Origin of the sequence: Pseudomonas nitroreducens TX1, assembly GCF_000313755.1 — a bacterium.
GTDB classification, from domain to species: Bacteria; Pseudomonadota; Gammaproteobacteria; order Pseudomonadales; family Pseudomonadaceae; genus Pseudomonas; species Pseudomonas nitroreducens_A.
Genome location: NZ_AMZB01000128.1, coordinates 20363 through 45144, shown reverse-complemented (window position 1 = coordinate 45144; position 24782 = coordinate 20363). Strand labels below are relative to the sequence as shown.

At 64.7% G+C, this 24782-nt stretch carries 25 protein-coding genes; 13 read left to right on the top strand and 12 right to left on the bottom strand.

Annotated features, from left to right (window positions below; translation table 11 throughout):
• Positions 1 to 4: 4 nt before the first annotated feature.
• From C167_RS0123660 to desA, 7 genes are all read right to left on the bottom strand, one after another.
• Complete coding sequence (locus tag C167_RS0123660) at positions 5 to 934, bottom strand: glycosyltransferase family 2 protein (RefSeq protein ID WP_017520786.1); 930 nt, start codon at positions 932 to 934, stop codon at positions 5 to 7.
• Between the two features lie 2 nt (positions 935 to 936).
• Entirely contained in the window at positions 937 to 2457 is a 1521-nt protein-coding gene (locus C167_RS0123655) for a lipopolysaccharide biosynthesis protein (RefSeq protein WP_017520785.1), read from the bottom strand.
• A 10-nt stretch (positions 2458 to 2467) separates the two neighbouring features.
• Positions 2468 to 3562 carry a DegT/DnrJ/EryC1/StrS family aminotransferase gene (locus C167_RS0123650; RefSeq protein WP_017520784.1) on the bottom strand — a complete coding sequence of 365 codons (1095 nt, stop codon included), beginning with the start codon at positions 3560 to 3562 and terminating at the stop codon, positions 2468 to 2470.
• Positions 3563 to 3623: 61 nt separating this feature from the next.
• Positions 3624 to 5033 carry a hypothetical protein gene (locus C167_RS0123645; RefSeq protein WP_017520783.1) on the bottom strand — a complete coding sequence of 470 codons (1410 nt, stop codon included), beginning with the start codon at positions 5031 to 5033 and terminating at the stop codon, positions 3624 to 3626.
• Complete coding sequence (locus C167_RS34630) at positions 5033 to 5512, bottom strand: hypothetical protein (RefSeq protein WP_157791870.1); 480 nt, start codon at positions 5510 to 5512, stop codon at positions 5033 to 5035. The genes C167_RS0123645 and C167_RS34630 overlap by 1 nt, the downstream gene beginning before the upstream one ends.
• A gap of 574 nt (positions 5513 to 6086) precedes the next feature.
• Positions 6087 to 7055, bottom strand: a complete 969-nt coding sequence (locus C167_RS0123640; RefSeq protein ID WP_017520782.1) for a GGDEF domain-containing protein — start codon at positions 7053 to 7055, stop codon at positions 6087 to 6089.
• A 137-nt stretch (positions 7056 to 7192) separates the two neighbouring features.
• Complete coding sequence (gene desA / locus C167_RS0123635; RefSeq protein ID WP_017520781.1) at positions 7193 to 8374, bottom strand: delta-9 fatty acid desaturase DesA; 1182 nt, start codon at positions 8372 to 8374, stop codon at positions 7193 to 7195.
• A gap of 179 nt (positions 8375 to 8553) precedes the next feature.
• Here desA and C167_RS0123630 point away from each other — a divergent pair, with 179 nt between their 5' ends.
• The 7 genes from C167_RS0123630 to C167_RS0123600 all read left to right on the top strand — a co-directional run bounded on the left by C167_RS0123630 (position 8554) and on the right by C167_RS0123600 (position 16096).
• A complete protein-coding gene (locus C167_RS0123630) occupies positions 8554 to 10827 on the top strand; it encodes a putative bifunctional diguanylate cyclase/phosphodiesterase (protein WP_026079238.1) in 2274 nt (757 codons plus the stop codon).
• Positions 10828 to 10967: 140 nt separating this feature from the next.
• Complete coding sequence (gene oscA / locus C167_RS0123625) at positions 10968 to 11150, top strand: sulfur starvation response protein OscA (protein WP_017520779.1); 183 nt, start codon at positions 10968 to 10970, stop codon at positions 11148 to 11150.
• Positions 11151 to 11305: 155 nt separating this feature from the next.
• A complete protein-coding gene (locus tag C167_RS0123620) occupies positions 11306 to 12304 on the top strand; it encodes a sulfate ABC transporter substrate-binding protein (RefSeq protein WP_017520778.1) in 999 nt (332 codons plus the stop codon).
• Between the two features lie 119 nt (positions 12305 to 12423).
• Positions 12424 to 13242, top strand: coding sequence for a sulfate ABC transporter permease subunit CysT (cysT, locus tag C167_RS0123615; protein WP_017520777.1), 819 nt, complete (start codon positions 12424 to 12426; stop codon positions 13240 to 13242).
• A gap of 10 nt (positions 13243 to 13252) precedes the next feature.
• On the top strand, positions 13253 to 14125 hold the full coding sequence (cysW, locus tag C167_RS0123610) for a sulfate ABC transporter permease subunit CysW (RefSeq protein WP_017520776.1): 873 nt from the start codon (positions 13253 to 13255) through the stop codon (positions 14123 to 14125).
• 10 nt (positions 14126 to 14135) lie between these two features.
• On the top strand, positions 14136 to 15125 hold the full coding sequence (locus tag C167_RS0123605) for a sulfate/molybdate ABC transporter ATP-binding protein (protein WP_017520775.1): 990 nt from the start codon (positions 14136 to 14138) through the stop codon (positions 15123 to 15125).
• A 221-nt stretch (positions 15126 to 15346) separates the two neighbouring features.
• Complete coding sequence (locus tag C167_RS0123600; protein ID WP_017520774.1) at positions 15347 to 16096, top strand: sulfite exporter TauE/SafE family protein; 750 nt, start codon at positions 15347 to 15349, stop codon at positions 16094 to 16096.
• A 94-nt stretch (positions 16097 to 16190) separates the two neighbouring features.
• On the opposite strand, the gene C167_RS0123595 is transcribed toward C167_RS0123600, so the two are convergent.
• Entirely contained in the window at positions 16191 to 16754 is a 564-nt protein-coding gene (locus C167_RS0123595; RefSeq protein WP_017520773.1) for a TetR/AcrR family transcriptional regulator, read from the bottom strand.
• A 106-nt stretch (positions 16755 to 16860) separates the two neighbouring features.
• Here C167_RS0123595 and C167_RS0123590 point away from each other — a divergent pair, with 106 nt between their 5' ends.
• Together C167_RS0123590 and C167_RS0123585 are read left to right on the top strand one after the other, a co-directional pair.
• Positions 16861 to 17589, top strand: a complete 729-nt coding sequence (locus C167_RS0123590) for an SDR family oxidoreductase (protein WP_017520772.1) — start codon at positions 16861 to 16863, stop codon at positions 17587 to 17589.
• 35 nt (positions 17590 to 17624) lie between these two features.
• On the top strand, positions 17625 to 18215 hold the full coding sequence (locus C167_RS0123585; protein WP_017520771.1) for a 2-hydroxychromene-2-carboxylate isomerase: 591 nt from the start codon (positions 17625 to 17627) through the stop codon (positions 18213 to 18215).
• 135 nt (positions 18216 to 18350) lie between these two features.
• On the opposite strand, the gene C167_RS0123580 is transcribed toward C167_RS0123585, so the two are convergent.
• Entirely contained in the window at positions 18351 to 18752 is a 402-nt protein-coding gene (locus tag C167_RS0123580; protein ID WP_017520770.1) for a hypothetical protein, read from the bottom strand.
• Between the two features lie 128 nt (positions 18753 to 18880).
• Here C167_RS0123580 and C167_RS0123575 point away from each other — a divergent pair, with 128 nt between their 5' ends.
• The gene (locus C167_RS0123575) at positions 18881 to 19684 is read left to right on the top strand and encodes a helix-turn-helix domain-containing protein (RefSeq protein WP_017520769.1); all 804 of its coding nucleotides are present in this window, start codon (positions 18881 to 18883) and stop codon (positions 19682 to 19684) included.
• A 6-nt stretch (positions 19685 to 19690) separates the two neighbouring features.
• Here C167_RS0123575 and C167_RS0123570 read toward each other — a convergent pair whose 3' ends face one another.
• Entirely contained in the window at positions 19691 to 20215 is a 525-nt protein-coding gene (locus C167_RS0123570) for a DUF962 domain-containing protein (RefSeq protein ID WP_017520768.1), read from the bottom strand.
• 74 nt (positions 20216 to 20289) lie between these two features.
• On the opposite strand from C167_RS0123570, the gene C167_RS0123565 reads away from it, so the two are divergent.
• From C167_RS0123565 to C167_RS0123555, 3 genes are all read left to right on the top strand, one after another.
• The gene (locus C167_RS0123565; RefSeq protein ID WP_017520767.1) at positions 20290 to 20979 is read left to right on the top strand and encodes a Crp/Fnr family transcriptional regulator; all 690 of its coding nucleotides are present in this window, start codon (positions 20290 to 20292) and stop codon (positions 20977 to 20979) included.
• 190 nt (positions 20980 to 21169) lie between these two features.
• Complete coding sequence (locus C167_RS0123560) at positions 21170 to 21667, top strand: outer membrane beta-barrel protein (protein ID WP_017520766.1); 498 nt, start codon at positions 21170 to 21172, stop codon at positions 21665 to 21667.
• Between the two features lie 236 nt (positions 21668 to 21903).
• Complete coding sequence (locus C167_RS0123555; protein ID WP_017520765.1) at positions 21904 to 22662, top strand: hypothetical protein; 759 nt, start codon at positions 21904 to 21906, stop codon at positions 22660 to 22662.
• Between the two features lie 4 nt (positions 22663 to 22666).
• Here C167_RS0123555 and ppk2 read toward each other — a convergent pair whose 3' ends face one another.
• Both ppk2 and C167_RS0123545 read right to left on the bottom strand, forming a co-directional pair.
• Positions 22667 to 23554, bottom strand: coding sequence for a polyphosphate kinase 2 (gene ppk2, locus C167_RS32905; protein WP_235154354.1), 888 nt, complete (start codon positions 23552 to 23554; stop codon positions 22667 to 22669).
• Positions 23555 to 23751: 197 nt separating this feature from the next.
• The gene (locus tag C167_RS0123545) at positions 23752 to 24717 is read right to left on the bottom strand and encodes a magnesium transporter CorA family protein (protein WP_017520763.1); all 966 of its coding nucleotides are present in this window, start codon (positions 24715 to 24717) and stop codon (positions 23752 to 23754) included.
• Positions 24718 to 24782: the final 65 nt, after the last annotated feature.

Genomic DNA, 24782 nt, shown 5'->3' with positions numbered 1-24782 from the left:
CGGCTCAGCGCGCCTGAATCGGGTTCAGCCGCTTGAGCAGGTTGGCGCCGTGGTTGCCGATCAACAGCAGGAAGGCCTGCACCTTGCGCATGGGCGAGACGGCCGCCATGGACAGCCGGCAGACCTGCATCAGGAAGTACTCGTTGAGCTCCTGGTTACCCAGGCGCTGGTAGTAGCGCGACAGGCAGTAGTAGGTGTGCAGGGTCATCTGCTGCTGCACGCGATCGGCCTGCATGGAGAAGATCCCGCCCTGGTGCACGCGGTAGGCGGCGGGGCGGATTTCCTCGATGAACTTGCCCTTGCCGAAGGCACCGAGCAGCGACCACCAGCACAGGTCGACCATGCGCGTGGTGCGCAGCTCCTCGGGCATTTCGGTGAGGACGTTGCGGAAGCAGGTGGTCAGCGTGGAGATCGGCCGGGCCTTCTGCAGGTCCAGGCGGCTGGCGTCGCGGCGATACTTGCCGGTGAGCTGCCGGGGCCTGATCACGCCGTCCTCGTTATAGGTGTAGGCGTCGTGGTAGGTGATCACGTAGTCCGGGTTGTTCTCCAGGAAGTCGACCTGGATCTGCAGCTTGCGCGGGTCGGTCCAGAAGTCGTCGCCCTCGCAGTAGGCGATGTAGCGTCCCCGGCACTTGCGGAACACCGGCAGGCCATGGGAGACGCCCTTGGAGTACTGGTTTTCCTTGTGGAAGATCGGCTTGATGATGTGCGGGTAGCGCGCGGCGTAGTCGGCGATCAGCTCGCTGGTGCCGTCGTTGGAGGCGTCGTCGTTGACCAGCACTTCGAAGCGGAAATCGGTGACCTGCTCGAGGAAGCTGTCCAGCGTGCGGCCGATGTAGTTCACCTGGTTGTAGGCCAGGCAGACGATGCTCAGCAGGGGCTTCGGGTCTTCCGGCCAGTTGGAAAGGATCTGCAGCTCGGAGCGGATATCCATGTCTAGACACTCGGCTTGTGGGACGGTTTGAACAGGCGCAGCAAAGCCGGGGCAGAGCCCGCGCCCACGAGGGACAGGGTGATCAGGCCGCAGACGGCCAGCGCGGCCAGCAGCCACAGGCGCTCGCCGGAGCGGGCCAGCAGCGCATAGAAGGGTTCGCTGAGCAGCAGTCCGGCGGCGCTGAGCGCGGCGATCTGCAGGGTGTCGCGCAACCAGATAGCGTGCAGGCCGGGAGCGAACGCGTGGTGCACGATCGCCGGCCAGACCAGGAACGACAGCAGGCGCAGGCCGAACCAGCACAGCGCCACGCCGAGCACGCCATGGAGGTAGGCGCTGGCGATCACCAGCGGCACGGTCACCAGCGTGGAGACGACGCTGTACCAGACGTGCATGCGCAACTGGCCATGGGCGTACTGCAGGTAGAACTGGAAGCTGGCCACCGCCAGCAGGCCGGAGCCGAGTACGTACCAGGCCAGGATCGGCCGGCACCAACTGGCGGCCACGGTATCGCCGCTCCAGGCCAGGACCAGGTCGTGACCATGAGCGGCGATCACCGCGACCATCGGGAACAGCAGCACACAGACGAAACGGTTCGCCTTGAGGTAGAGCTGCTGCATGTCTTCGTGGCGTTGTTCGGCGACCAGCACGGTCATGCGCGGCAGCAGCGATTGCGCCAGCGGATTGACCAGCGTGAGGATGCCGCCGGAAATCAGCGCCACCAGGGAGAAGTAGCCGTACTGCTCAAGCGGCAGCAGGTTCGACAGCAGGACCTTGTCCAGCTGGGTGAGCACGATCCACAGGCAGGAGGTGAAGGACATGCCCAGGGCGAAGGGCAGCACCGGGCGCACCGTGTTCCAGCAGAAGCGCGTCAGCAGGCGTACGTCCATCCACAGGTAGGCCTTGCCGCCCAGCAGCAGCGCCTCGATCAGTGACACCGCGACCTGGAACTGGAAGAACACCAGAGGGTCCTGGCTGACCTGCGCCACCAGCAGCAGGCCGCCGAAGTAGCGCAGGGTGGTGATGAACACGTTCACCGCGTTGATGAAGCCGTGCAGCTCCTGGCCCTGCAGCGCACTGCGGTACAGGGTGGCGTACAGCCGCAGCGCCACCAGCAGGCCCATCAGGCTGATGCAGTGCGCCACCAGCTGGGGCGAGAGTTGCTGCACGTTGAGCCACTGCCCGGCGATCCAGGTGCTGGCACCCCACACCGCGACGCTGCTGAGTAGGGTCAGCGGCAGCATGATCAGTTCGAAGGAGCGCAGCAGGCGCGCCTGGCCCTGAGCTTCACCGTCGGCGCCACGGCCATGGGCGACCTGGCGCACCAGCGCGGGCGACAGGCCGACATCCAGCAGCAGCAACCAGCTCTGCAGCACCGCGAAGAAGCCGATCAGGCCGTAGGCCTCGGCCCCGAGGTGACCGAGGTAGAACGGCTGGATCAGGATGCCGATGACGATGGCGTACGCCTGCCCTGCGTAATTGAGCAGGGTATTGCGGACCATCGACAGCGAGCGTGCGGTGCGCATGGTCGTCCCCTTACACCGCGACGGCGACGCGGCCGCTTTCCAGCAGCAGCACTTCGATCACCGCGCGCTGGATCTCCTGGGGCAGGCCCGGATACAGCGGCAGGCAGAGGATGCGCTGGCTCAGCTCGCGGGACAGCACTTGAGGCACCTGGGGAGCGAGGTAATCCAGGGTGTCCAGCGACGGGTAGAAGTATCGCCGCGGGTTGACCCCGATCTCGTTCAGCGCGGTGCGCACGCGCAACACCTGGGCTTCGTCGCGCAGGCCGATGGGGTAGTAGCTGTAGTTCAGCCGCGCGTAGCTTTCGCTGGCCTGCAGGTCGTAGTAGCCGCTGAGCGCGGCGGTATAGCGGGCGGCGATCTCCTCGCGCTGGGCGAGGATGCTGTCGATATCGTCGAGCACGCACAGCCCCATGGCCGCGGAGAACTCGTTGAGCTTGGCGTTGATCCCCAGGCCGACGATCTGGTCGACGCCGGCGATGCCGAAGTTGCACATCAGGCGGATCTGCCTGGCCAGCTCGTCATCGGAGGTGACGATGGCGCCGCCCTCGATGGTGTGGAACAGCTTGGTGGCGTGGAAGCTCAGGGTGGTGGCGTCTCCCCAGGCCAGCACCGAACGGTCGCGGTAGCGCGAACCGAAGGCGTGCGCGCCGTCGTAGATCACTTTCAACCGGTTGCGCTGGGCCACCGCCTGAATCTCCTCCACCGCACAGGGATTACCAAACACGTGGGTGGCGACGATGGCGGTGGTATCCGGCGCAAGGCTGGCTTCGATGCGCGCAGGGTCGAGGTTCCAGGTCCGCGCATCGATGTCGGCGAAGCGCGGGCGGATGCTCTCCCACTGCAGCGTGCTGCTGGTGGCAACGAAGCTGAAGGGGGTGGTGACGGCACTGCCGGTGACGCCCAGGGCCCGGTAGGCCACCTGCAGGGCAATGGTGCCGTTGTTGGTGAGAATCACATGGCGAACGCCGAAGTAGTCCTGCAGGCGCTCTTCCAACTCCGTGACGAAAGGGCCGTGGTTGGTGATCCAGCCGGAGGCATAGATCTGTTCCACGTAGGCCTTGAACTTGTCCAGGTTGCCCAGGTAGGTCTTGGTCACATTGATCACGGTCGCATCCCTCTGTTGGATGGAAAGTCCGTCTATGGATTCAGGTCCGGCGCGGCGCCGCTCAGCCCAGCGCCGATAGCGCGAAGGGCGCGTCGTCGGTGCCGATGTCCAGGGGTTGAGCGGGCTGCGCCGCACGGTTCGCCAGGTGCTCCTGGAGGGCCTCGATGACCCGGCCGCTGGCGTCGTGGTGGAACTGCCAGACGCCATAGATGCGGCTGTCGAACGAGCGCTCGCTGCCCAGCATCGGGTTGGCCGCAAGGCCGGAGCCCAGGCCGAAGCTGTAGAGGCCGGGGATCGGCCGGCCGATGTGGTCGCGCAGGCAGCCGGCTGCATCGGAATCCAGCCCGCCCTTGCTCTCGCGCACCTGCAGCGGCTCCCCATTGGAGCGACGCAGGGCCGGCAGGCACGGCTGGTAACCGATGGCCTGGACCATCACGCCGTCCTCGCTGCAACACTGCTCCAGACGCTCGCGCACAGCGGGCGAGCGGTCTTCCAGGCAGAGCAACTCGACCTTCACCCGCGTGCCGCTGACGAGCCCTTTGGACAGCACGTCGGTGCCGACCTGGTGGGCGCGGTAGCGCAGGCCGCCGGAGCGGTTCACCCGGCCGGAAACCGGGCAGACGTCCATGCCTTCGTCCACCCCATAACCGGCCGCGCGGGCTTCCTCGACGCTTTCGAAGAACAGCCGGATCGGCGCGCGGTGCAGCAGGGTGATCTGTTCCAGGCCCAGGCAATCCAGGGCGCAGGCGAGGTTGTCGAGGATCGAGAAGGCACTGTGGGAACCGCCGACCACGGTGAAGCGGCAGCCCGGCGTGACCCGGTCGCCGAACAGCTCCACCAACTCGGCGGGGTTCAGGCTCAGCAGCGCGTCGGAGGAGTAGACCGTGGGGCCGTCGTGGGAGAGGTGCAGGTCCTGTTCGGCCAGGCTCCAGTTGAGGTATTCGCGGTTCTGCCGGCCACCCAGGTTCATCACCAGAGTCCCCGCATCGATCTGCACGCCATGGGAACCGCTGCGCAACGCCAGCTGGAAGCTGCCGTCGTCCTGTGCGGTGATCTTCTCGATGCGCGTCCCCAGCGCCACTTCGACACCCAGGTGCTCGGTGACGTAGCGCATGAACAGCGTCGAAGCGTGCGCCAGCAGTTCACCCACCTGGGTCAGCATCGGCGCGCCGTGAGGGTCGTTCTGCAGGGCGCGGAACGCCGAGGAGTGCGCCAGGGGCGCGAAGATCGGAAGCAACGCCGGATCGCGCAGGCAATCGAGGAACACATCGCCCACCGAATTGGCCGTGATGTGATAGTCCCCCAGCCGGCCACGACCGACCGCCAGTGCCGCGTCCACGACCAACAGGCCGTCGCGCGCGAGGCTCGCCAGAGCACCGGTCTTGTAGGCGTTGAACAGGAAGCCCATGCCTGCGGGGCCGGCGCCGCCGACCACACAGGCATAGTTCGAACGAAGTGATTGCTCGGCCATCAGCCTTGACTCCCAGCGCGGCGCGGCGCGCGGCTCTCGTGATACCGGCGCAGTCGACCGGCAGGGCGGCAGCGTTCGCGCCGGGATTCCGTCACTCGCGGGGACGCCGCGCTCGCACGGTCCTTCCTTGGGAAGATCGTGAGAGTCAGTTCGGAAGGGAGCGCGAACGCCTGCAGATGAACTTCCGCAGCAGGTGGAAGTTGCTGTTTCAGCGATGAAACAAACAGCGTCTGACACAGGTTAAATTCGTTGAAAAGTTCAGTTTTGTTACACATTGCTCTATAGCTTGAAGCACTGGCATAACAAATTTTCGAACTAACAGCGGCAATTAAACTAAGCTTTTTATTAACACCTCGGGGATTAGCGTCACGCTTCCACAGTCTCACCGGCGAAACACTTCCCAGCCGGGAAGCGCTGCTCTTTTGGCTTCTTTCGACGGCATGCGAAGTTCCGTCGTTTTCCATCAATCCAGCGGCCATCGTCACTCACTCCAGTCCAGGAGATGCTCTGCACCGGGCCGTTGGCGATTTTCGAAGACAAGGCTACCGCCCGAGTTCGAACTGACCCGATTCAATTAACGACAATCAACTGTTCGTCCCTGGAGTGGCCGTTACTTTTCGCTGGGCAAAGCTACCGCCCTTCGGCCAAGTTCCGAAAATCTGGAAAAACAAAAAGCAAAAATCCATCGCGCTCCCGCAGCGAGATGCTGACGGAAGTTGTCAGGCAGCGATAGGAAAGTGACAGGAAGAAGAGGTGGCAGAATCTTCCGTGACACACTGCTCGTGCGACTGCTCCCTGAGGTGTCTCATCCAGACACCACACGATATTGCTATGTGAATAGTAATAGTGGGGGGGACAAAGGCATGTCAACGTAGGAAGCGCTCCTACGTCAGGATTCCGACAGAAGGCAATTCAAGGAATTTAAGTCATTGATTTACAACGCGTCATAATCCCGACACGAGCCTTTTGACAGCAGAACAGACCGCCACGCGTCTGTGCCAAAGGTATTAATCAGAAAGGATTAATGATGCCGCTGACGTCCAGCCGAGTGTTTCATCCCTGGACAATGCGGTCCTTGCCGGTGCGCTTTGCCTGATACAGCGCGGCGTCGGCCCGGCTGTAGAGTGCGGAGAGATTCTGGTCATCCGGCTGTAGCAACGTCAGCCCCTGGCTGATGGTGACGCTGAAGAAATGCTCGGCCTCGTTGAAGCGCAGACGTTGCACTTCCCGCTGCAGACGCTCGCCGATCTGCCGCGCCATGTTCTCGTCGCAGCCGGGCAACAGCACGGCAAATTCCTCGCCGCCGATACGGCCGAACAGATCGCCGCGACGCAGCGCACCGGCGCCGCTCTGGGCGATGCGCTGCAGCACCACGTCACCGACCTGGTGGCCGTAGAGGTCGTTGATCTTCTTGAAGTCGTCGACGTCCAGCAGCAGGAAGGCCAGCGGCGTGGAGGTGGCCTTGCAGTCGCGGAAGGCCTGCTCAGCGCTGTCAAAGAAGTAGCGGCGGTTGCTGCTCTGGGTCAGCACGTCGGTGGTGGCCAGGCGATGCAGCTCGGTTTCCAGATGCTTCTTGTCGGTGATGTCCTCGGCGATGCCAACGACCATCAGCGGCAGGCCGGCGTCGCTGTGCTGGCTGACGAAGCACTTGTCGCTGAGCCAGCGCACTTCTCCGTCGGCCCGCAGGATGCGGTATTCGCGCTGCTCGATGGCGCCGCGCTCGAGCACTTCCTGCAGGGTGCTCTGGGCGTAGTCCAGATCATCGGGGTAGATGCAGTTGCGCCACTCGTTGTAGTCCGCCAGCAGCAGCGCGGCGGAGCGGCCGAAGATGCGCTCGTACGCCGGGCTGACGTAGACCATGCGCTGGGACTGCCAGTCAAAGGCCCAGAGCACTGCGTTCACGCTGGCCAGCAGTGCGCTGAAAAGCTGTTCGCGTTCCTTCAGGCGCGTGACTTCGGCACGACTGTGCAGCAGCGCCAGCAAGGCCTCTTCCTGATCGGCCGGCAATTTATTCTCATCCATGTATCAGCGTCCTCCCGCTCATTGACCGGGGCTATGACCGCAAACTTCGCTTGCCTGCTGCAAATTAAACGAAAAGCCCGCCGAACGGCGGGCTTTTCTGAGACACATCTCTCAACGTCCTAGGACATTTCCGTCGTTTAGACGGCCGGACGCAGGGAGTAGGTCTTCAGTTGCTCGGCGAACTCGCGCAGGGACTGGATGCCGCTGGCTTCCGCCTCGTGTACCCACTGCTTGATCGCGGCAAGCATGTCGTGGCCGTTGGCGCTGGTTTTTACCCAGATCTGCTGCAGGGCCAGACGCTTCTCGTAGATCACCTGCAACGACTGGCTCTGCGCGAGCAGGTCCTGGATGCGCGCATGATGGCGCTCTTCCAGCAGGCTGGTTTCACGCGACAGCAGGCGCTTGGCGCGGCGGAACAGATGGCGCACCGACTCGTCGGCCTTGGCCACCTCCTGCTTCACCAGCGGGCCGATCACCAGCTTGCGGTACTGGGCCATGATCTGGAAACGGTTGTTGAGGATGGCCATGGCGGTATCCATGTCCAGGCTGCCCTTGCCTTCCACGCGGTGCGCGATAGGCGCGACGCGGGCAACCTTGGCCAGACGCAGGAAGCTGAACACCTTGATCCAGGCCCAGCCGAGGTCGAACTCCCACTTCTTCACCGACAGCTTCGCCGAGTTCGGGTAGGTGTGGTGGTTGTTGTGCAGTTCCTCGCCGCCGATCAGGATGCCCCAGGGCACGAGATTGGTCGCGGCGTCGCGGCACTCGAAGTTGCGGTAGCCGACAGCGTGGCCCAGACCGTTGATGACGCCGGCGGCCCAAACGGGGATCCACATCATCTGCACAGCCCAGACGGTCATGCCGAGCACGCCGAACAGAGCGAGGTCGATGATCGCCATCAGCACGATGCCGCCGATGGGGTAGCGCGAATAGACGTTGCGCTCGATCCAGTCTTCCGGGCAGTTCTTGCCGTAGATACGCAGGGTGTCGGGGTTCTCCGCCTCCTTGCGATACAGCTCGGCACCGGTGCGCAGCACGGTGCCCAGGCCCTTGAACACCGGGCTGTGCGGATCTTCGGCGGTCTCGCATTTGGCGTGGTGCTTGCGGTGGATGGCGGTCCACTCGCGGGTGTTCATGGCGGTGGTCATCCACAGCCAGAAGCGGAAGAAGTGCTGCAGCGCCGGGTGCAGATCGAGTGCCCGGTGCGCCGAGTAGCGGTGCAGATAGACTGTGACGCTGACGATGGTGATATGGGTCAGGACCAGGGTGACCGCCACCAATTGCCACGGCGACAGGTCAAGGAAACCGTTGTACCACATAGACGATACTGTACCTCGGAAGGGGTGGAGGACTACGCCCGGCTGGGCGTGCCTTACCGGGAAAGGACTGCCGCATTATCACCAAGCGGGTCCGGATTACCATCCGGTCTTTTAGATACGAACGAGGCCAGTTGGCCATTTTTTATACAGCGCAGCCAATAAATACAATTCACTACCGCATGAATCCACGCCACAGCGCCTTGCGCATCAGTCTTGTTTACCTGGTTGCCGCCTCCCTGTGGGTCTGGCTGAGTGACCAATGGTTACAAAATGTCCTGCACGACCCCGCTTCGCTGGCGCGGGCCATGGAACTGAAGAAGTATGGGTTCCTCGGGGTCACCTTCGTCGTCCTGTTCATCCTGCTCTGGCGGCACTTCCGCCAGCAGCGCGCCGCCTTCGCCGCGCTGGCCGATAAAGAGCAGCGCTTGAGCCGTGCTTTCGCGGTTGTGGAAGATGGGATCTGGGATTGGGACCTGGAAACCCAGCGTGTGCATTACTCCCCCGGTTACGCCGACCTGCTCGGCCTGCCCCTGGAGCACCTGAGCGATGACCTGCTGCTGTGGGAAAACCGCCTGCATCCGGAAGACCGCGCGCGGGTCCTCGCCCTGCACCAGGACTGCATCCAGGGCCTGCGCACCCGCCTGGAATGCGTCTACCGCATTCGCCATGGCGATGGCGGCTACCGCTGGGTCCGCAGCAGCGGCCGGCTGACCCGCGCCGAAGACGGTCAGCCGTTGCGCCTGACCGGCGTCAACCGCGACATCACCCACCAGCGCAGCAATGAAGACCATCTGCGCCAAGCCGCCGCCGTGTTCGAGGCCACCCAGGAAGGCCTGCTGGTGACCGACGCGCAGGGCATCATCGTGCACACCAACCCGTCCTTCTCGCGCATCACCGGCTACAGCGCCCAGGAGGTGCTGGGCGGGCAGCCGTCGCTGCTCAAGTCCGGCCGCCAGGACGATGCCTTCTATCAACGCATGTGGGTCGCCTTGCACGAGAACGGCGTGTGGAGCGGCGAGATTTGGAACCGCCGCAAGAGCGGCGAGGTGTACCCGCAATGGCAGCACATCCGCGCCGTGCGTAATGACGAGGGTGAACTGACCCACTACGTCGCGGTGTTTTCCGACCTCAGCAGCCTCAAGCGTTCGCAGCACGAACTGGATTTTCTCGCGCACCACGACCCGCTGACCGGCCTGCCCAACCGCCTGTTGCTGCGCGAGCGCATCGAACAGGCCCTGGCCCGCGCCGAGCGCGAGCAGGGCGGCGGTGCGCTGCTGAGCATCGATCTCGACCACTTCAAGCACATCAACGACAGCCTCGGCCACACCATCGGCGACCTGCTGATCCGCGCCGTGGCCGAACGCCTGCAAGGTTGCCTGGACGAACGCTGTTCCCTGGCGCGGCTGGGCGGGGACGAGTTCGCCGTGGTTCTCGAAAGCCATCAACCGCACCACGCCAGCAGTCTCGCCCAGCGCCTGCTGGAAGCGATGAGCGCGCCCTTCGAGGTCAACGAGCAGACCATCTACATGTCGGTGAGCCTGGGCGTCAGCCTGTTCCCCGAGGATGCGCGCAACGTCGACCACCTGATGCAGCACGCCGACGCTGCGCTGTTCCAGGCCAAGGCCAGCGGCCGCAACCTGTACGCCTTCTATACCCCCGAGCTGACCGCCCGCGCGCGCTCCCACGTGGAAGTGGAGTCGGCCTTGCGCCACGCCCTGGACCACGACGAACTGCGCCTCTACTTCCAGCCCGTGCACGACCTGGCCTCAGGCCGCATGGTCGGCGTCGAGTCACTGGTGCGCTGGCAGCATCCGCAGAGAGGGCTGATCGCGCCCGGCGAGTTCATCCCGGTCGCCGAGCAAAGCGGCCTGATCACCGCCATCGACGCCTGGGTGCTGGAACAGGCCTGTCGACAGATGCGCCAGTGGCTGGACGCAGGCGTCACCCTCGACTTCATCGCGGTGAACGTCTCCAGTCGCCTCTTCGGCCGCGGCGGATTGGAGGAGCGTGTCGCCCTGGCCCTGGAGCAGAGCGGCCTGGAACCGCATCATCTGGAGCTGGAAGTCACCGAAAGCGCGGTGATGGAAAACTTCGACCAGGCCCTGGAGCTGCTTTGCCAGCTGCGCCTGCTGGGCGTACACCTGTCCATCGACGACTTCGGCACCGGCTATTCCTCGCTGATGCGCCTGAAGCGCATGCCGGTGCACAAGCTGAAGATCGACCAGGGCTTCGTCGCCGGCCTGCCGGACGAATCCGACGATGCCGCCATCGCCTGCGCGGTGATCGCCCTGGGCCAGAGCATGGGCCTGCAGGTGGTCGCCGAGGGCATCGAACGGCCCGACCAGGCGGCCTTCCTCCTCACCCACGCCTGCGACTTTGGCCAGGGTTACTGGTACGGCATGCCGCAGCCGGCGGAGGTTCTGCTGGCGCAATTGCCGCGCGGCACCGCTTGAAATCGCGCTAAAAACTTTCGGGTATATAAAAATTCTTAAACAGTATTTTTAAGAATATCCAGCTCCTGCCTAAGATGCGCTCACACCGCACGTGCCGTTGGTGAATCGGCCGGTGGTCAACCCCTTAGGAGCAGATACCCATGAGCGCAACCCTCCGTAGCCTGGACGGCCAGGACGAAGCCAACATCCTGCGCGAAGTGCAGAGCGCCCTGCGTGGCCTGCGTTTCGGCGCCGTCGAGATCACCGTGCACAACGGCCAGGTGGTGCAGATCGAGCGCAAGGAAAAATTCCGCCTGCAGCAGAGCCCCGGCAAACCCGCCTGAGCCCTGAGGCCACCGACTGGACATCCGGAGCGTCGCCATGATCGCCCTGCCCCACCGGTACTGCAGCAGCCAGCCACGAATGCGTGGCTGACATAGCCCTCCGAAAGACCCTGCCAAACAAACACTAAGAACTGCATTTTTTTCAGGAGCTGCACATGTCCATCCGCCGTTTCGCCCTGGCCGCACTGGCCAGCGCCTTGATCGCAGGCCCCGTCTCCGCCGCGACCCAACTGCTGAACGTTTCCTACGACCCGACCCGCGAGTTGTACCAGGCCTACAACGCCGCCTTCATCAAGCACTGGAAGGCCCAGGGCGGCGACGACCTGACCGTGCAGCAATCCCACGGTGGCTCGGGCAAACAGGCCCGCGCCGTGATCGACGGCCTGAAGGCCGACGTGGTGACCCTGGCCCTGGCCGGCGACATCGACGAACTGAACAAGCTGGGCAAGCTGCTACCCGCCGACTGGCAAGCGCGCCTGCCCGACAACAGCACCCCCTACACCTCGACCATCGTGTTCCTGGTGCGCAAGGGCAATCCCAAGGGCATCAAGGACTGGGGCGACCTGACCAAGCAGGGCGTGGAAGTCATCACCCCGAACCCGAAGACCTCCGGCGGCGCCCGCTGGAACTTCCTGGCCGCCTGGGCCTGGGCGAAGAAGCAGTACGGTAGCGACGAGAAAGCCCAGGAATACGTGCAGAACCTGTACAAGCACGTTCCGGTTCTGGACACTGGCGCCCGCGGTTCGACCATCACCTTCGTCAACAACAACATCGGCGACGTGCTGCTGGCCTGGGAGAACGAAGCTTTCCTGGCCAAGAAGGAACAGGGCGGCGAGAACTTCGAGATCGTCGTCCCGTCCGTGTCCATCCTCGCCGAGCCGCCGGTGGCGGTGGTCGACAAGACCGTCGACAAGAAAGGCACCCGCAAGGTCGCCGAGGAATACCTGAAGTACCTGTACAGCGAAGAAGGCCAGCGCATCGCTGCGCAGAACTTCTATCGCCCACGTGATGCCAAGGTCGCTGCCGAGTTCGCCAACCAGTTCCCGAAACTGAACCTGGTGACCATCGACAAGGACTTCGGCGGCTGGAAAGTCGCGCAGCCCAAGTTCTTCAACGACGGCGGCATCTTCGACAAGATCTACCAGGCGCAGTGATGCGCCACCCGCCCGGCACGCGCCGGGCGCTCCGATCCGGCTGGCGGTGCACAGCCAGCCGGAACGAAAACCCCCGCCCCATGGCGGGGGCTTAACGCGTTCACGAGAAAGGACAGACAATGTCGCGACGCATCTCCCCGGTCATACCCGGCTTCGGGCTGACTCTGGGCTACACCCTGGTGTATCTCAGCCTATTGGTGCTGATTCCGCTGGGGGCCATGTTCCTCAAGACGACCCAACTCTCCTGGGATCAGTTCTGGACCATCATCACCGCGCCGCGCGTCATCGCCGCGCTCAAGCTGAGCTTCGGCACCGCGCTGATCGCCGCCCTGATCAACGGCGTGATCGGCACCCTGCTGGCCTGGGTGCTGGTGCGCTACCGCTTCCCGGGGCGCAAGATCATCGACGCGATGATCGACCTGCCCTTCGCCCTCCCCACCGCCGTGGCCGGTATCGCACTCACCGCGCTGTACGCGCCCAACGGCCTGGTCGGCCGCTTCGCCACCGAGATCGGCCTGAAGATCGCCTACACCCCGCTGGGCATCACCCTGGCGCTGACCTTCGTGGTCCTGCCCTTCGTCGTGCGCACGGTGCAGCCGGTGCTGGCGGACATCCCGCGTGAAGTGGAAGAAGCCGCCGCCTGCCTGGGCGCCAAGCCGCTGCAGGTTTTCCGCCATGTACTCCTGCCGGCATTGCTCCCCGCCTGGCTGACCGGTTTCGCCCTGGCCTTCGCCCGCGGCGTCGGCGAGTACGGCTCGGTGATCTTCATCGCCGGCAACATGCCGATGAAGACCGAGATCCTGCCGCTGCTGATCATGGTCAAGCTGGACCAGTACGACTACACCGGCGCCACCGCCATCGGCGTGCTGATGCTGGTCGTCGCCTTCGTCCTGCTGCTCTTGATCAACCTGCTGCAACGCCGCATCGAAACGCCTTGAGGAGCGCGCCATGAGTACCGCAAGCCTTTCCGCCGCGGCCGCTGCCAATGCTGCTCGCCGGGGTAATGTCTGGGGCCGCCGCGCCCTGATCGCGCTGGCCTGGCTGGCCTTCGCCGTGTTCTTGCTGCTGCCGCTGTTCGTGGTGCTGAGCGAGGCGCTGAAGCAGGGCTTTGGCACCTTCTTCGAGGCCATCCTGGAGCCCGACGCACTGTCCGCGCTGAAGCTGACGCTGATCGCCGTGGGCATCTCGGTGCCGCTGAACCTGGTGTTCGGCGTCGCCGCCGCCTGGTGCGTCACCAAGTTCGAGTTCCCCGGCAAGAGCATCCTGGTGACCCTGATCGACCTGCCGTTCTCGGTCTCGCCGGTGATCGCCGGCCTGATCTACGTGCTGCTGTTCGGCGCCCAGGGCTACTTCGGGCAATGGCTGAGCGACCACGACATCCAGATCGTCTTCGCCGTGCCCGGCATCGTCCTGGCCACCATTTTCGTCACCTTCCCCTTCGTCGCCCGCGAACTGATCCCGCTGATGCAGGAACAGGGCACCCAGGAGGAAGAAGCCGCGCGCCTGCTCGGCGCCAACGGCTGGCAGATGTTCTGGCACGTCACCCTGCCGAACATCAAATGGGGCCTGATCTACGGCGTGGTGCTGTGCACCGCGCGGGCCATGGGCGAGTTCGGCGCGGTGTCGGTGGTCTCCGGACACATCCGCGGCGTCACCAACACCCTGCCGCTGCACGTCGAAATCCTCTACAACGAATACAACCACGTCGCTGCTTTCAGCGTCGCCACCCTGCTGCTGCTGATGGCCCTGGTCATCCTGCTGCTCAAGCAGTGGAGCGAATCGCGCCTGACCCGCGCCAAAGTCAAAGCTGACGAAGAGTGAGAGCCACGCCATGAGCATCGAAATCCGTAACGTCAGCAAGAACTTCAACGCCTTCAAGGCGCTGAACGACATCAACCTCGACATCCACAGCGGCGAGCTGGTCGCCCTGCTCGGCCCGTCCGGCTGCGGCAAGACCACCCTGCTGCGCATCATCGCCGGCCTGGAAACCCCGGACGCCGGCAACATCGTGTTCCACGGCGAAGACGTCTCGCAGCACGACGTGCGTGATCGCAACGTCGGCTTCGTGTTCCAGCACTACGCGCTGTTCCGCCACATGACAGTGTTCGACAACGTCGCCTTCGGCCTGCGCATGAAGCCGAAAAAGGAGCGTCCGAGCGAAGCGCGCATCGCCGAGAAGGTCCACGAGCTGCTGAACATGGTGCAGCTGGACTGGCTCGCCGACCGCTATCCGGAACAGCTCTCCGGCGGCCAGCGCCAGCGTATCGCCCTAGCCCGCGCCCTGGCGGTGGAACCGAAGATCCTGCTGCTCGACGAACCCTTCGGCGCCCTCGACGCCAAGGTGCGCAAAGAACTGCGCCGCTGGCTGGCGCGCCTGCACGAGGAGATCAACCTGACCTCCGTGTTCGTCACCCATGACCAGGAAGAAGCGATGGAAGTCGCCGACCGCATCGTGGTGATGAACAAGGGCGTGATCGAGCAGATCGGCTCGCCGGGCGAGGTCTACGAGAACCCGGCCAGCGACTTCGTCTACCACTTCCTCGGCGACTCGAACCGTCTGCACATCGGCGGAGACGAGCACGTGCTGTTCCGCCCGCACGAGGTCTCGCTGTCACGCTCCGAAGTGGCCGAGCACCGCGCCGCCGAAGTCCGCGACATCCGGCCCTTGGGCGCGATCACCCGGGTGACGCTGAAAGTGGAAGGCCAGGACGAGCTGATCGAGGCCGAAGTGGTGAAGGACCACGACAGCCTGACCGGCCTTGCCCGTGGCGAGACGCTGTACTTCAAGCCGAAGGCTTATCAGCCAGTGGCGAATATCTGACCCGACGTTCGGCCCATCCGCCCCCGGTCGGAACTCTGCGCAGCAACTTGCCCTCTCCCCCGCCCTCTCCCTGAAGGGAGAGGGGCTATCCGTGCCGGCTGATACCGAAGTTTTCTCCTGCACCGAATGGTCCACTCTCCCTTCAGGGAGAGGGGCCGCGCTTCCCCATGGCTTTCAAACCCTCGTATCCTGCCAGCCTTGCTTTTCAACAAGGCCCGCCCATGTTCGACGCCCTCCCCCAGCACCTCGAACTGATCGTCCTCACCTTCCTCCTCGCCGGCCTGGTGAAGGGCGTGGTGGGGCTCGGCCTGCCCACGGTGGCCGTCGGGCTGCTCGGGCTGGTGATGCCGCCGATGCAGGCGGCTGCCATTCTCGTCGTGCCCTCCACCGTCACCAACGTCTGGCAGCTGGCTGCCGGCCCGCGCTTCCTCGGGCTGCTCACGCGCCTGTGGGGGATGCTCGTCGGCATCGTTGTCGGCACACTTCTGGTGGGCTGGCTGCTGGCAGGGCGGAACTGGCCGGCGGCCACGCCGCTGCTGGGCGTCGCGCTGATCCTCTATGCACTGCTGGGGCTGTCGAACCAGCGCTTCAGCGTGACGCCGCGGCATGAGCGCTGGCTGTCGCCGCTGGTCGGGATGATCACCGGCGGCGTCACCGCCGTGACCGGCGTCTTCGTGATTCCCGCCGTGCCTTTCCTGCAGGCCCTGGGGCTGGAGAAGGATGACCTGGTGCAGGCGCTGGGACTGTCCTTCACCGTCTCGACGCTGGCCCTGGCGATCACCCTCAGTCAGCACGGCTCGCTGCTGCAGGCGGACGTGCTGGGCCTGTCGCTGCTGGCGCTTCTGCCAGCACTGGCGGGCATGTACCTGGGCACCTGGCTGCGTTCGCGGATCAGCCCGCTGGCGTTCCGCCGCTGCTTCTTCGGCGGGTTGTCATTGCTCGGTGCAGATTTGGCGATACGGGGCCTGTAACCATTTTTGTAGGAGCGCGGATAACCCGTGGCAGGTTATCCGCCCTACGTGTGAAGGTGAACAACGCCGAGATCGCACCCCGAAGGGAAGTCGCTCACTTTTCGTCCAGGTGGCGGATCAGGAAGTCCCGGCTCGACTCGACGATTGCCTTCTGCGTTTTCTCACTGGCAACCATCCGCGCCAGCACCAGCGCGCCGACGCATTGCGCCAGCAACGCCCAGGCATCTTCCTGCGAGCCCAGCACCTCGGCCCAGGCCTGCTGCAACTCCACCAGCGCCTCCTCCGCGCTCTGCCGGACGGACTCGTCGGCGCGAGCGATCTCCGCACCCAGTGCCGGAATCGCGCAACCGGCGCCGGCATCCTGAACATGGGTGATGTTCAGGTAGCGCTTCAGGGCGCGCTCCAGGCGCGCGCGGTCAAGCACCTTGCCCTTGGCGGCGAGGCGTTCGACGCTCTGCTGCAATTCGCGCTCGACGATGGCGGCGAACAACTCGTCCTTCGAGCCGAAGTGGTTGTAGAACGCCCCGCCGGACAAGCCCACCGCCTTCATCAACCCGTCCACACCAGAGTTGGCGAAGCCGCCCTGCTTGGCGAGCGCGCTGCTGCTGTCGAGCAGGCGCTGACGGGTTTCTTCCTTGTGGGTGGCTGAGTAGCGCATCGGGGCGACTCCGGTGAAGCGGTTGACGATGACGCCAAGAGTAACATAACGTTCGTTTACCTAACGACCGTTTACCAAATTTAGCGCCCCCGCAGAGGAAACGAGAATGTCGAACAAGAAAGTCGTCCTGGTCATCGGCGCCGGCGATGCCACCGGCGGCGCCATCGCTCGCCGCTTCGCCCGTGAAGGCTACGTCGCCTGCGTCACCCGGCGCTCGGCGGACAAGCTGCAGCCGCTGGTGGAACAGATCCGCGCCGAAGGCGGCGAGGCCTATGGCTACGCCTCGGATGCGCGCAAGGAAGAGGCAGTGGTCGAGCTGGTGGAAACCATCGAGCGCGACATCGGCCCTATCGAAGCCTTCGTTTTCAATATCGGCGCCAACGTACCCTGCAGCATCCTCGAGGAGACCGCGCGCAAGTACTTCAAGATCTGGGAGATGGCCTGTTTCTCCGGGTTCCTCACCGGCCGCGAGGTGGCCAAGCGCATGGTCACGCGCCAGCGCGGCACTCTCCTGTTCACCGGTGCCACTGCCGGCCTGCGCGGCGCCTCGGGCTTCGCTGCCTTCGCCGGAGCCAAGCACGGCATCCGTGCGCTGGCGCAGAGCATGGCCCGCGAGCTGGGACCGATGGGCCTGCACGTCGCCCACGTGGTGGTGGACGGTGCCATCGACACCGAGTTCATCCGCGAGAACTTCCCGCAGAAGTACGCGCAGAAGGACCAGGACGGCATCCTCGACCCCGAACATATCGCCGACAGCTACTGGTATTTGCATAGCCAGCCGCGCGATGCATGGACCTTCGAACTCGATTTGCGCCCGTGGATCGAACGCTGGTAATCGCCCCATAACGACAACAAGAAAGAGAGCCACTCATGAGCAAATCCGTCGAGTTCTACTTCGACTTCGGCAGCCCGACCTCCTACCTGGCCTATACGCAGTTGCCGAAGATCTGCGCCGACACCGGCGCCGCGCTGGTCTACCGTCCGGTCCTGCTGGGCGGCGTGTTCCAGGCCACCGGCAACGCCTCGCCCATCGCCGTGCCGGCCAAGGGGCGCTACACGCTGATCGACATGACCCGCTTCGCCCGCCGCTACGGCGTGCCAATGAAGATGAACCCGCACTTCCCGATCAATACCCTCACCCTGATGCGCGCCGCCACTGGCATCCAGATGCGCCAGCCGGAGCGCTTCGAGGCGCTGCTGGCCTGCGTGTTCAAGGGCATGTGGGTGGACGCGCTTAACCTGGGCGACCCGGCCGTGCTCGGGCCACTGCTGGCCGAGGCGGGCTTTGATCCGCAGGCGCTGCTGGCGCTGACGGCCGAGCAGGACGTGAAGGATGCGCTGAAGACCAATACCGAGGCGGCGATCAAGCGCGGGATGTTCGGCGCGCCGACCTTCTTCGTCGGCGACGAGATGTTCTTCGGCCAGGATCGTCTCGACTTCGTTCGCGAAGCCTTGGCTTAAGCCGGCACCGTAGGGCGCATAATCTGGAACAGGTTATGCGCCGGCAGGAAGCGGTTCGCGAGCAAGCTCGCTCCTACAGGTTGGCGCCGGAGCGCTCTTCGTAGGAGCGAGCTTGCTCGCGAACAACGGACCTCATCACAGTGCCAGGAAAGCCGACCGACGCAGGCCGAAGAACTCCAGTTCGGCGAGCAGCAGGACCACCAGCGCCTGACCGATGACGAAGGCGTAACCCAGGGCGGTCGGCTGTACGTAACCGGTCACCAGCAGGGCTACGCTTTCCACCACCCACAGCGCATTCAGCGCAATCACCGCCCAGACTCCAATACGCGACAGCGCCGGTTGCTGGCTCATCCAGTAGAGCACCAGCGCAAGCGGTAACAGCACGATGCCGGCCACCAGCAGCAGGACGAAGGGCAAACCGAACAGTTCGCCCAGCGGTTGCGCGGCCAGCGCCATCAGCAGGCCCATGGCGCCACCGGCGATGGCATCGACTTTCAGGGTCAGGCGAAGCAGCGGGGAGGATTGCAGCAGAGTCATGGCGAAGCTCCTTCAGGGGGCGCCACCGGTTGGCGGCGTGTGGCTGAAGAATCCGCCGACGACGTAGGTGCGTCGATTACCTGCCAGGTAATGGCCGTACCGCCTAAGCAGGTCTATCGTTCGAACCCATGAACAGTCCAGCCCAGAACAACCCAGCCCAGCCGGTCGGCGCCCTGCTCCGTCAATGGCGCCAGCGCCGGCGGCTCAGCCAGCTCGACCTCGCCTGCGACGCGGAGATTTCCACGCGCCACCTGAGCTTCGTCGAAACCGGCCGCGCCCTGCCCAGCCGCGAGATGCTGTTGCATCTGGCCGAACAGCTGGACATTCCCCTGCGCGAACGCAACCGCCTGCTCAGTGCCGCCGGCTACGCCCCGGTGTATTCGGAAAAAGGCCTGGACGACCCGGCGCTGACCGTGGCGAAACAGGCCATCGACCAGTTGCTCAAGGCCCACGAACCGAACCCGGCGATGGTGGTGGACCGGCACTGGAACCTGCTGGCGTCCAACCGCACGGTGGATATCTTCCTGATCGGCGTCGACCCGGAGCTGCTGCAGCCGCCGATCAACGTGCTGCGCATGAGCCTGCATCCCAAGGGGCTGGCGCCGCGCATCCTCAATCTCGGGCCATGGAAGGCGCATGTGCTGGAACGCTTGCAACGCGACTTCGAGGCCAGCGGCGATCCCGCTCTGGCGGCGTTGCGCGACGAGGTGGCGACGTACCCGGCACCGCCCTATGACGAGGCGGCCAACGGCGACATGGTGCTGATTCCGGTGCAATTGCAGACCGAACTGGGCGTGTGCAGCCTGATCGGCACCATCACGGTGTTCGGCACCCCGGTGGACGTGACGCTGTCGGAGCTGGCCCTGGAAACCTTCTTCCCGGCCGACCCCGACAGCGCGCGTATTCTCCGACAGCTCAGCGGGTCAGACTGAAACGAGTCAGGCGGTCGCCTTCTTCTCGCGGATGCAGGTGGGACCGGCGCGCTCTTCCACGGCGTGGCGCACTTCATCGCGCAGGCCGAGCAGGAAGGCCGCCTCGGCAGCGACGAACAGCGGGCCGACGATCAGCCCGGTGAGGTCATCGACGAACGCCGGCTTGCGCCCTTCGTACCAGTGACCGACGAACTGGATGATCCAGCCCACCACGAACAGGCCGATGCCCCAGGTCAGCCAAAAGGCAGTCGTGCCGGCAGCCAGCGCCGCGCCGATCCACAGCGACAGCGCCAGCAACGCGGTCATCAGCAGGCCGAAGCGCAGGTCCAGGCGCAGGTAGAACACCACCGAAGCCAGCGCCAGCAGCGTGGCAGGCGAGACCAGCAGGCCGGCCAGCTCGAAGCCGGGGCGCGACAGCAGGGTGGCGATGGCCAGCACGATCATCGGGATACCGATGAAGTGGCTGACGATGTTCCGCCGGTCACGGTGGTAGGCGGCATATTGGGCAAGGTGATCGACCAGAGTTTTCATTGTTGTTCTCCCGCAAGGTACTGGCATGATGGCGATCTGTGCCCTACCACTCTGTCAGCTAGCCGACATTGCCCATGACCGACGCCAAGCCCTACCTCGCCTGCCTGCAAGAAGGCCGCTGGTTCCAGACCCTTCCGGACCGTCTGCGCCAGGCCTTGCGCGACGCCGCCGTGGTGCGCCGCCTGCCTGCCGGCCAGCGCCTGTTCGCCCGCGGCGACGCGCCGTGTGGCCTGTATTGCGTGGTGGAAGGCGCGATGCGCGTCAGCGTGGTCGGGGAAAGTGGCAAGGAAGCATTGCTGGCGCTGGTGGAGGCGCCCAACTGGTTCGGCGAGATCTGCCTGTTCGACGGCCAGCCGCGCACCCACGACGCCTACGCCGAGGGTGCCACCGTCCTTCTCCAGGTTCCCCTCGCGCCGCTGCAGGCGCTGCTGGCACAGCACCCGGAATACTGGCGCGACTTCGCCCTGCTGATGAGCCACAAGCTGCGCATCACCTTCGCCGTTCTGGAGGAGTTGTCACTGCTGCCGGCCGCGCCGCGACTGGCCCGGCGCCTGCTGATGATCGCCGAGGGCTACGGCGAGTCGGCCACCGCCAAGCGCGAGTTGCACCTGCCCCAGGAACAGCTCGCGGCCATGTTGTCGTTGTCGCGGCAGACCACCAACCAGATCCTCAAGGAGCTGGAGGCCCAGGGCATCGTGCGGCTGAGCTATGGCGGCATCGAGATTCTCGACCGCGAACGCCTGCGCCTGGCCGCCCACGTTTGACCCGCACCCGCTGCGTCTAGAAAAAAAGCCAGGCGACTCTCGACAAGCTTCGATGGTCGCGCACGCTACCGCCCCGCTCTAATGCACCCGCCGCTGCGCTGGCGCAGAAAAGCCCGCGCCAGGGCGGCATCCAAATCCTCCGCAAGACAGCAAGGCGGCCGGTACATCCCACCGGCCGCAAGGGAATCCTATGCGCCTTTCGAAACTCCTCTGCGCTCTCGCGCTGACCGCTCCGGCACTGGTGATGGCCGACGACCGCGGCCTCTACGTCGGCGGCGGTGTTACTCGCCTCGAGATCGACGACCGCTCCTTCGACGACCAGGACGACAGCTACAAGCTCTACGCCGGCTACCGCCTGAACAACTACCTGTCCTTCGAAGGCGCAGTGGTCGATTTCGGCGAGATGAGCGACGACCGCAGGCACTTCGACGGCCAGTCCGTACAGGCCAACGTCCACCTGGGCTTCCCCATCGGCCAGCGTATCCGCCTGTACGGCATCGCCGGCGTGCACGCCTGGCATGCCGACGATGACGTCGCGGGCAAGTCCGATGACGTGGACCCGCTCTACGGCTTCGGTGGCGAAGTGGACGTGCTGGGCGGCCTGGGCCTGCGCCTGGAACAGGAATACCTGGACGTCGGCGACATCGACCTCGACCAGACCACCCTCTCCGCCTACTGGCGATTCTGACGCCAGCAGGCCCCTCAAGCCCGGTGGAGGTCCGGCTCCCTCCCCAGAGCACTCCCCCCTCCCGACCTCCGCCGGCACCTCCTCCCTGAGCAGGCAGCGCCTGCGCAAATCACTCTTTCGGTCGGTTGCAGCGTCCGCTTTCGCGGCTAGCCTAGGGATAGCTGCGTTTCTGGCGCCAAAAAGACACACTCCCGGCGAATCGCGCGGCACACAATAACAATAAGGACGCCTCCGCCATGTTCGACGTCGTTCGTGGGTTCATGCTGTGCTGTTTCGGACTCTTCGCCCTCGCCGCCCAGGCCAACCTCCCCAGCGAGGAACTGCAGTTGCAGACCCTGCAGGTCTACACCTGTCGCTCGATCAACAGCCTGTTGCTACTGCGCGGCGAAGGCTTCCAGGAAACCCATGCCGCCCAGTTGGAGAAGGACTTGGCCACGCTGGACGGTGCCGTCAAGGCCTACGCCAAGGCCGATGACGCGCTGCGCAAGGCCCACACCGAGTTCGTTACGCAGATTCGCAATGGCGTTTCCTACGGCCCCAGGGAAGAAGACCTGCCCTGGCGCTACAACCAGGAGCTCAGCCGGTCACTGCGCGAGCTGCTCAACCAGATCGAGCGCTTCGTTCCGGCCAGCGCCGATGCCAGCCAGATTCCGCTGTGGGAATTGCCGGTGCGCGTCGAATACCTGGCCACCCAGTACCTGGGCCGCGCCTACATCAGCGGCCTGGAACTGGCCCGCGAACAGCCGCAGGAATACCTCGGCCAGGACGAAAGCGTGCTGGTGCCGTTGCTCAGCCAGCGCATCGGCCAGTTGCCCGACAGCGACGCCACCAAGAAGCTGCGCACCCGCTGGGAATACCTGAGCAAGGCGTTGCTGGACATGAACAGCAAGAGCAACAGCGGTGTCAGCGCTTCGGGCCGGCCCTGGGCGCCGATCATCGTCGATCGCAACGCCCGTGCGGTCTCCGGCCAGCTCATGCTGATCAGCCAGCAGTAACGCCTCAGGCCGGGATGGACTCCGGTTCAGGTGCCGGCGCCTGCACCGGCACCACTGCCTGGGCCGGGCGTTCCAGCTCATCGCGGTCCATCAATGCGGCGCGGCCCGTCAGCAACGCATCCGGAACGCGGGCGATCTTCGGATTCTTGTCCGGGTAATCCAGGCTGTGCAGGAAGTGCCGCAGGCAGTTGAGCCGCGCGCGCTTCTTGTCGTCGGACTTGACCACCACCCAGGGCGCGTCGGCGGTGTCGGTGTGGAAGAACATCGCTTCCTTGGCCTGGGTGTAGTCGTCCCAACGGTCCAGCGACTGGATGTCGATGGGCGACAGCTTCCAGTGCTTGAGCGGGTCGTCGCGGCGCGAGACGAAGCGGCGCAGCTGCTCCTCGCGGCTCACCGAGAACCAGAACTTGAACAGGTGGATGCCGTTGCGCACCAGCATGCGCTCCAGCTCCGGCGTCTGCTGCATGAACTCAAGGTACTGGCGCGGCGAGCAGAAGCCCATCACCCGCTCCACCCCGGCGCGGTTGTACCAGGAGCGGTCGAAGAAGACGATCTCACCGGCCGTGGGCAGGTGCTGGATGTAGCGCTGGAAATACCACTGGCCGCGCTCGGCGTCGCTGGGTTTCTCCAGCGCCACCACGCGGGCGCCGCGCGGATTGAGATGCTCGGTGAAGCGCTTGATGGTGCCGCCCTTGCCGGCGGCATCGCGGCCCTCGAACAGCAGGACGATGCGCTGGCCGGTCTCCTTCACCCAGTTCTGCACTTTCAGCAACTCGATCTGCAGCTCGGCCTTGGCCTTCTCGTACTCCCTGCGCTGCAGGCGCTTGCGGTAGGGATAGCTGGCGGGCAACTGGGCGGAGCTGGAATCCTCGTTGCTGCCGCGCGGGGCCATGGCAACAGTCAGTGCGACCGGGCCCTGGCTCTGCGCCTGGATCTGTGCGCCGCCCTCGGAAGGAGCTTCGGGCAGCGCCGCGATGGCGGGCTTGTTGGCTTCGGATTGCGGCATGGTCTGCTCCTGTGAGACGTGGGGGACGGCCTTCCACTGTGCAACCCGCGCGGCGAGCCTTTCTTGACCCGCATCAACCCCGTCTAGAGCCAGCCTTTGTACTTGAACCAGTAGTAGGGAATGATCGCCGAGACCACCATCGCCACCAGCGCCATGGGATAGCCGGCCAGCCATTGCAACTCGGGCATGTGCGCGAAGTTCATGCCGTATACCGTGCCCACCAGGGTGGGCGGCAGGAACAGCACGGCAGCGATGGAAAACACCTTGATGATGCTGTTCTGCTCGATGTTGATCAGTCCCAGGGTGGCGTCCAGCAGGAAGGTGATCTCCCCGGCCATCTTGGTCTGGTATTCGCTGAGCGAGCGCACGTCGCGCTCCACCGATTTCATGCCCAGCTTCACTTCGTCGCTGATCCAGCCGTTGCTGCCCTGGCGGAAATAGGACAGCGGCCGACTGATGCTGAGCAGGCTCTCGTTGAGCTTGGACAGCAGGGAGTTCTTGCGCCCCAGTTGCTTGACCACTTCCTGCAGATCAGCCTTCTCGTTGGCCGGACCCTCGCGGAAGATGCCGGTGCCCAGGCTGTCGAGCTGCTTCTGTACGTTCTCCAGCACGTCGGCGATGCGGTCCACCACGCTGTCCATCAGGGTGACGAACAACTGGTCGCTACGCCCCTCGCAGCCGCCGCGCTGGGTCCGCGTCTCGAAGGTGCGGAAGGCCAGCAGGTCGGTGTAGCGCACCGTCACCAGCCAGTGCGGCGTCAACACGCAGGTGACTTCCGACGTGCTCGGCTTGTGCTCGCGGATGCCGCCCACCACGGTGGTGGTCATGTACAGCGCGCCCTTGCTCTCGTAGAAGCGCGAGGAGTCCTCGATCTCGGCCATCTCCTCGCGGGTCGGCACATCCACTTCGATGATCGACTCGAGCAGCTGTTCTTCTTCCGCGGTGGGCTGGAACAGGTCGATCCACAGCGTGTCCTTGGGCATGCCGTGGCACTCGTTGCCGTTGTGGCGCACCAGGCGGTCGCCGACGAGGGTGTAATAGGTGATCATGTCGCCCGACAATCCTTTTACGCACCTGAAGTTGACCCGCAGGTTGGCCAACTTCGGGCGGCTTC